Origin of the sequence: Teichococcus oryzae (assembly GCF_008386565.1) — a bacterium.
Taxonomy (GTDB): Bacteria; Pseudomonadota; Alphaproteobacteria; order Acetobacterales; family Acetobacteraceae; genus Pseudoroseomonas; species Pseudoroseomonas oryzae.
Map to the genome: position 1 here is coordinate 1 of NZ_VUKA01000048.1, position 6,462 is coordinate 6,462.

Annotated in this window: 9 protein-coding genes; 6 read left to right on the forward strand and 3 right to left on the reverse strand. The window is 64.0% G+C overall.

Features of this window, described 5'->3' with window-relative positions; genetic code table 11:
- The first annotated feature begins 2 nt into the window (after positions 1-2).
- Positions 3-113 (forward strand): chlorhexidine efflux transporter, encoded by a 111-nt coding sequence (locus F0Q34_RS21270; protein ID WP_241665623.1) that lies wholly within the window; start codon positions 3-5, stop codon positions 111-113.
- A gap of 91 nt (positions 114-204) precedes the next feature.
- On the forward strand, positions 205-1,176 hold the full coding sequence (locus tag F0Q34_RS21275; protein WP_149814378.1) for a hypothetical protein: 972 nt from the start codon (positions 205-207) through the stop codon (positions 1,174-1,176).
- Here F0Q34_RS21275 and F0Q34_RS21280 read toward each other — a convergent pair.
- Positions 1,154-1,837: an HNH endonuclease gene (locus F0Q34_RS21280; RefSeq protein WP_149814379.1), complete on the reverse strand. Its 684-nt coding sequence runs from the start codon at positions 1,835-1,837 to the stop codon at positions 1,154-1,156. The genes F0Q34_RS21275 and F0Q34_RS21280 overlap by 23 nt on opposite strands.
- 256 nt (positions 1,838-2,093) lie before the next feature.
- On the opposite strand from F0Q34_RS21280, the gene F0Q34_RS21285 reads away from it, so the two are divergent.
- The 4 genes from F0Q34_RS21285 (at position 2,094) to F0Q34_RS21300 (ending at position 5,323) form a co-directional block, all read left to right on the forward strand.
- Entirely contained in the window at positions 2,094-3,122 is a 1,029-nt protein-coding gene (locus F0Q34_RS21285; RefSeq protein ID WP_149814380.1) for an IS110 family RNA-guided transposase, read from the forward strand.
- 302 nt (positions 3,123-3,424) lie between these two features.
- Positions 3,425-3,664, forward strand: a complete 240-nt coding sequence (locus F0Q34_RS21290; RefSeq protein WP_149814381.1) for a helix-turn-helix domain-containing protein — start codon at positions 3,425-3,427, stop codon at positions 3,662-3,664.
- Positions 3,665-3,733: 69 nt separating this feature from the next.
- The gene (locus F0Q34_RS21295; RefSeq protein WP_149814382.1) at positions 3,734-3,970 is read left to right on the forward strand and encodes a helix-turn-helix domain-containing protein; all 237 of its coding nucleotides are present in this window, start codon (positions 3,734-3,736) and stop codon (positions 3,968-3,970) included.
- A 369-nt stretch (positions 3,971-4,339) separates the two neighbouring features.
- Entirely contained in the window at positions 4,340-5,323 is a 984-nt protein-coding gene (locus F0Q34_RS21300; RefSeq protein ID WP_149814383.1) for a calcium-binding protein, read from the forward strand.
- A 76-nt stretch (positions 5,324-5,399) separates the two neighbouring features.
- Here the strand turns inward: F0Q34_RS21300 and F0Q34_RS21305 are convergent, their stop codons facing one another.
- A complete protein-coding gene (locus F0Q34_RS21305; protein ID WP_149814384.1) occupies positions 5,400-5,609 on the reverse strand; it encodes a hypothetical protein in 210 nt (69 codons plus the stop codon).
- Between the two features lie 199 nt (positions 5,610-5,808).
- Positions 5,809-6,306: a hypothetical protein gene (locus F0Q34_RS21310; RefSeq protein ID WP_149814385.1), complete on the reverse strand. Its 498-nt coding sequence runs from the start codon at positions 6,304-6,306 to the stop codon at positions 5,809-5,811.
- Positions 6,307-6,462: the final 156 nt, after the last annotated feature.

A 6,462-nucleotide genomic window follows, 5' to 3' on the forward strand; every position in this document is an offset into this window, starting at 1 on the left:
TGATGGATCTCGCGATCGCCGCCTTCTACGTGGCCTACGCCTTCACCTTCAACTTGGCCTACGACCGCGTCTTCCCTTTGCAGGGCTGGAAGTCCGCCGAGGTGACCTCCTGAACCAGCCTGCGCCGCCTTTGCCTGATGCGCGTAGACGATAGGTGGCTATCACCCTAGGAATGCCTGCGCAGCAGAGTGTGGGGCGATAACGGTGGCGAAGACGCTGGCCCTCGCCGACTTTGTGCTGGAGGAGGTGCCCGGCGCCGGCCTCCTGGTGCGGCAGGGCGGTCGACAATACCTGGCCCGGGGCTGGTCCCTGACTGCGGAGGTGGAGCAGGTGCTGCAGACCCTCTGCGCGCATGGCTTCACCTGCCTGATCCGCTTCGAGCAGCGCAGCGGGCGGGCCGTCCATCCCCGTGGTGCCGCCGCCGAGTATCTGGGCTTCAGCCGCACCCCGGAGGAGCGCTGGCTGCTGGTGCTGGACCAGTTCTCTGGGCGCCCCGGCGTCACCCAGGTGACCGTCGAGAAGAGCTATCACACAGTGCTCCGCCAGCACGGTCTGCCCGTCATCTGGGAGACCGCGGGCGGCAAGAACCTGTTCCTGCCGGTTCGTTTCCTCGATGCCTTCCTGGGCACCCTGGACGAGGCGACGCTGGCCGCCGTGGCTGAGGGGCAGCGACGGGAAAATACAACCGCGGCGCAGCTGCGGCGCTCCGGCATTGTCTCGGAAGCACAGCTCCAGCATGTCCTGGTCGAGCAGATCCTGGCGCAGGAGCATGGCGACCTGTTTGGCAACGTGCGGCGTGTCCAGGTCCATCCGGTCTGGCTACGAGCGGCGGATGGTGTGTTCCTCCGGGCGGGACGAGACATCCCTGACCTGGTGGTGGAAAGCGCCAACAGGGCCTTTGTGCTCGAACTCAAGAAGGCTGTGATCGGCCGGGCTGAGATCCACCAGCTCCACCGCTACTTGGCCAACCCGGCCATCGCCCGGCTAGCAGGCTCACGCCCCATCACGGGCTTGCTGATCGGCGACCGGGTTGATCCCGGGATCGGGCCCGAGGATCTCCGGCCGCTGGGGAATCATACGGCGGCTGTGTCGATCCTGCGCTATCGCTTCGAGGACGCGGTGGTGCTGGAGCCCTGGTGCCCGCCCGCTGACCCTAGGAGAAGGTCATCGTTATGAGGCGCCTCGAGGCAAGCCCCTTCAGATAGAAGTCGAGCGCCGACGGTTCGTAGTCCACGATCATCCCGCCTTCGAGGACCTTCGGCCACAGAGCGGGCCAGGAGGCCAGGTCCTTCCTGCCGGCCCCCTGCCAATCCAGCGCTCGGGCCAGAATGATGACGACCTCGATCTTCCGGGAGTGCTCCCGGTGGAGCGCCTCCAGCAGCGCGTAGCGGGCTCGTAGCTGAGCTTGGTAGGGCTGCGGCCGGTCGTCCCTCCAGCGCTGGCCCTTGCGGTTGTTGCACTTGATGCAGAGCCGCTGGTAGTTCGAGAAGCAGTCGCGCCCGTTCAGGCCCCGCGGGAAGACATGGTCGAGCTGCAGCCTGTCGCGGGAACCACAATGCAGGCAGCGGCGGTCGAGATTGCCCTCCACCTCCGCGAAGAGCGCCCGCTCCATCTCGTCGAAGATCACCTTGGCCTGGGCGAGGAGCTCCCGCTTTTGCTGCCGGAAGTTCTCGGCCAGTTGCCGCAGGCAGGAGAACGCCCACGTGCTCAGTTCCTCGTCTTCGAGGGTGTTGAGCAGCCTGTACCCCTCCTTGGTCGTGAGCAGCTCTCGTCCGCCCGTCCAGAACGGACGCTTGCCAGGGTGGACGTGGCGAAGCCGAATCCTGTTCAGCCGCATCAGCCTGCTCCGCGGCGCGACAATGCCGCCGGGGAGGGACGGTCCGTCATTGAGACGTCAGGATGGACGAGGCACGGCAAGAACGGGGCATGCGGCGGTGCAGAGGCTGACCCCACGAGCCGGAGTGACATACCGGGACCTCCAGGTTGGCGCGGACGGGCGGCGTCGCGTGCCGGATCAACTTACATACTATAGATGGTGGTCTTCATCGCTCGCGGCTCGACAATGGAAGCCTCTGGTGAAGGAGGACTGCGAGATGACCTGTTTTGCCGGCTTGGATGTCTCACTGCAGCAAACCAGCATTTGCGTCGTAGATGGCAGCGGCAGGATTCTGCGGGAACTGAAGGCGCAAACGGAGCCAGAAGCTCTGGTCGCGGCTCTGCAGCCCTATGCTGCAGAGCTGGACAGGATTGGCCTGGAAACCGGTCCCTTGTCGCAGCACCTGTACTCCGGGCTCATCGAGGCAGGGCTGCCCGCAATCTGTGTTGAAGCACGGCATATGGCTCAGGCACTCAGAGCCCAGACGCTCAACAAGACCGACCGCAACGATGCTCGCGGCTTGGCGCAGATGATGCGGGTCGGATTGTTCAAGGCCGTCCATGTCAAGACGGAGCGCAGCCAGCGTCTCAACGTCCTCCTGCGAGCCAGGAAAGTCCTCAAATCCAAGCTGCTGGATATCGAAGCTGACCTGCGAGGTGTCTTGAAGAACTTTGGGCTGAAGCTTGGCAAGGTTACACCGAGGACCTTTGAGGAACGCATCAGGGATCTGGCCAGCTTTGATCCCTTTATCGCGGCGGTCATCGAGCCAGTTCTTGCTGCCCGACGTGCCATGCGGGAGCAGTATGACCGCTTGCACAGTATGCTGCTGAAGGTGGCCCAGGACGATGCCGTCTGTCGCAGGCTGATGACGATGCCGGGCGTCGGTGCGGTCGTGGCCCTGACCTACCGCGTCATTATCGATGTTCCTGCCCGGTTCAGGAAATCTTCCAGCGTCGGCGCCCATATCGGCCTCACGCCGAGACGCTACCAGTCCGGTGAGGTGGACTGGACAGGCAGGATCTCCAAAGCAGGAGATCCTTTGCTGAGAGCCTCGCTGTTCGAGGCCGCCCAGGTTCTTCTGACCCGCGTCGCGCGGCCAACACCATTGCGCTCCTGGGCTATGCGCCTGGTGAAACGGCGTGGCCGCAAGAAAGCCATTGTCGCGCTGGCACGCAAGATGGGCGTGGTGCTGCATCGCATGTGGGTGGATGGAACCGATTTCCGTTGGGAAGTGCAGGAAGCCTGAACTGCCTTTCTGATCCGAGTTCCGCGCAAGCGGAAAGGTGTCCCGCAAGGGACGGTGGGACGGTGAAGCCGCGTTATCAACTGACCTGAGGTGAAAGCCTCGCCAGGTCGCATTATAGATCGGGCTCGCCGACCCCTCCGACCCCAGCTTGCGGCGGCTTCGCGCCGACCGCGAAGAGAAGCATGAACCCGAGCGGGGCTTCCCTTCTCCGATCCAGCGCATGATGCGTAAGCTCCCCTACCGACATCTTTGTAGAGAATACTCCGTGTTCATATACTCGACAAGAGTGGTCTCTCGTATCCGTGGAGATACGAGAGGTCCTTGCCAGCAATCTGCGGCGCAGCCGCAAGGCCGCTGGTTTGTCGCAGGAAGAGCTCGCGCATCGCGCGAACATCGATCGCACCTACATTAGTGCGCTCGAGCGCTGCGTATATGCTGCCAGCATCGATGTTGTGGGGCGGCTCGCGCAGGAATTGGGAGTTGAGCCTGCTGACCTCCTGCGCCGCCCCACCAAGCCTGGAAAGGCAGGAAGCGCAGGCTGATCAAGATCTCATCTTGACGAAGAGAGAAGTTGATAAACTTTACAGCCTATGGCCGTCAATCCAGGGCGCATGGATATGCGTCGGCTGGTGGGCCGCAACTTCGCCCGTCTGCGGCGCGAAAAGGGGCTCACCCAGGAACAGGTTGAAGAACGGTCGGGGCTGAGCCAGCAATATCTCAGCGGCCTGGAGCGTGGTCAGCGCAACCCGACGGTGGTGACCCTGTTCGAGGTGGCGCAGGCGCTGGGTGTCACGCCGGTGGAACTCATCCAGCCTGAGAACGATGAGGGGCCAACCGCAGGACGCTGAGCGGATTCGAGGCCCGCGCGGCCGCGGGACCGACCTTGTCAGAGCCTGCCGTCGACAGCGCTGCCGCACCGTCGCTAGCGCTGGTCATGACGACACACCGGGCGTTCATGGAGCGGCACCGGAAGACCGCATCCGCCTGCCTCAGATTTTCCCGCCCGGCTGTGGGATCGACTTTCCGCCAGCAGTCTCCTCAACGGCCAAAAATACGATACGATAGTAGAACGGTTCCGCTGAAATGGTCTTGGGAGAACCCCTGGGCAAGCGGCGCCGGGTCCAGAAAGGCTCTCGCGCATGGCGTTCTCCTGTTCCGGCGGCGGCTCACTGCTCCCGCTCTTTCCTTGGCTCCCTGATCTGCCGGCGGAGCCGCCCGTGACCGGCACCGGCGGTGCCGACGTGCTACAGGTATACGGCACATTGCGGCTGGTGTTCGGTTGGGGGGGCGATGACACCATCACCGCCGAAGCGCCACCGGGCGGCATCTGGGGCAACATCCTGTTCGGTGGCCGGGGCAATGACACCCTCACCGCCACCGGTGACCGCAACCTGGTCTTTGGCGAGGCGGGCGACGACACCATCGCCTTGCGTGGTCCGTTGGTCCCGGAAGGCTGGCCGGAGAACGGCCTGCTCAATACCGCCTTCGGCGGCGCAGGGAATGACACCATTACCAGCTACGGCTTTGCCGCCACCCTCCGTGGGGGAACCGGCAACGACACGCTAAGCCTCGACGGCTATCCAGCCTCAGGTGGTTACGCCTATGGTGATGAGGGCGATGATGATCTGTCCAATGTCACGGATGGAGGCGTGCTCGATGGCGGCGCCGGCACTGACGTTCTAAGAGGCTACAATTTTGCCTTTTCGCCCACCACCGACGCGGGCACGGTGATGACTGGCGGGTCCGGAGCCGATGAGTTCAACCTCTTCGGCGGCGGCTCCTATACCGTGGAAGATTATTCGGCCGACAACCGGTTGAGTCCCGGCGACACCGTCACCGGATTGATCAGCGTGATCACCGATCTGCAAGCCGAGGACAGCCTCTACGTCGGCAATGGCCTGCAATCCTCTGACCGCTTCGAGGGCGAGGTGCCGCTGGAGCTCGGTGTCCCAGGCTACAGTGCTGGACTGCAGGCCATCTTGCCGCTGGGTGGCTACGTCGCGGTGAAGGGCGAGCTGTTCAACCCGGGCATGTTCGATGTTCAGGAGGACGGCCCCGATCTGCTGCTGCTGTTCGTGGAGCGTTATATCGGTCGGCCTGGTGGGGAAGGGCCGGACTTCCAAGCAGCCAGTGGCGCGGTTGCCCTGCTGGATTACACGGCCAGCACAATCCCGTTCGCCGAACCGTTCATCGTGGCCTGAGGTCCAACGTGCCTTGCCGCTCAACGCCAGCGTGTTCCGGAGGTGGCGGCGGCAGGGCGCCGACAAGCCGTTCGTCCTACTGAGCCTTGCCGACTTCTGCCGGCGCAGCGTTCGACGATGCCCAGCCCAGGATCGTCCGCACAAAGCGCCGCGCATCGGCGTTGCTGCTGATACCGACGAAGCGTCGCCGCAGCTCCACCGCGGCCGCAAACTCGCCACCTTCCAGGAAGGCTTGGCGGATCGCGGCGGCGTCGCTCTCGGAGACGCAGAACATGATGACTAGCATGGCGAGGGCGCGGGTCTCGGCGCAAGCGGCACGCCGGTCACGGGTGCGGCAGGGCGGCTGATCATGTGATCCGTTGCCGTGGCCGGACGGCGCTCGCGCCGAGGCCAGCCCCCTTGGCCAGGGCCCGTGGCTAGCCTCCGGGTTCCTCGCCGCGGAACATCCATTACCCGGTAGAAGTCCAGCGCCGACGGCTCGTGTTTTAGTTATCAGCCAAGGCTGCCGACCTCTCGCTCAATACAGCGCACCGTACCGCCTCCACCTGCGCCGCGAGATCGGCATAGACCACGGGTGCCAGCATCGCCTGCAGCTTGCTGAGGCTGATCCTCTTGGTGGCCGGTAAGGCATGTGTTGATACGACGTAGAAGCGCCACTGGACCGGTTCACGGTGGTCGGCGCTCAGGTCGGCGACCGGATGGTGGGCAAAGACATACAAATCGGCATTGCGCCCGATCCCGGGAATCCATACCGGGCCATCCCAGCGCCCGGTGCGGGGCGCAATGTCAAAGGAGCACTTGCTCGGCGAGCTGCCTTCTAGCGCCCAGCTCTGCCGCGCCGCAGATTGCTTCACTTCGAGCCGCACTCCATCTTGGCTGATAAAGTCGAAGCTCTCGTAATCTGCGGAGCACCACGTCCAGCCGGCAGGCAGTGCGGCGTCGATCATCGCCTCGACCAACATGCCACGCAGGGTGTTGGTCACCAGCGGCTTGCCAAAGGCCGCCGCGGAGGCTCGGGCTACGACCTCAGCACCCGTAAGGCTGCTGGATGGCTGGGGCACGCTAGATGTTTGATCCCAGGATTTGATGGTGCACTCTTCTCCCGCGACTGGAAGGAGGCACTATGGGCCAGGTTCTTC

Bases quoted from the DNA above. Each gene is read 5' to 3' on its own strand.
- F0Q34_RS21270 (WP_241665623.1), top strand. From the start codon at position 3: ATGGATCTCGCGATCGCCGCCTTCTACGTGGCCTACGCCTTCACCTTC.
- F0Q34_RS21280 (WP_149814379.1), bottom strand. From the start codon at position 1,837: ATGCGGCTGAACAGGATTCGGCTTCGCCACGTCCACCCTGGCAAGCGT.
- F0Q34_RS21285 (WP_149814380.1), top strand. From the start codon at position 2,094: ATGACCTGTTTTGCCGGCTTGGATGTCTCACTGCAGCAAACCAGCATT.
- F0Q34_RS21295 (WP_149814382.1), top strand. From the start codon at position 3,734: ATGGATATGCGTCGGCTGGTGGGCCGCAACTTCGCCCGTCTGCGGCGC.
- F0Q34_RS21305 (WP_149814384.1), bottom strand. From the start codon at position 5,609: ATGCTAGTCATCATGTTCTGCGTCTCCGAGAGCGACGCCGCCGCGATC.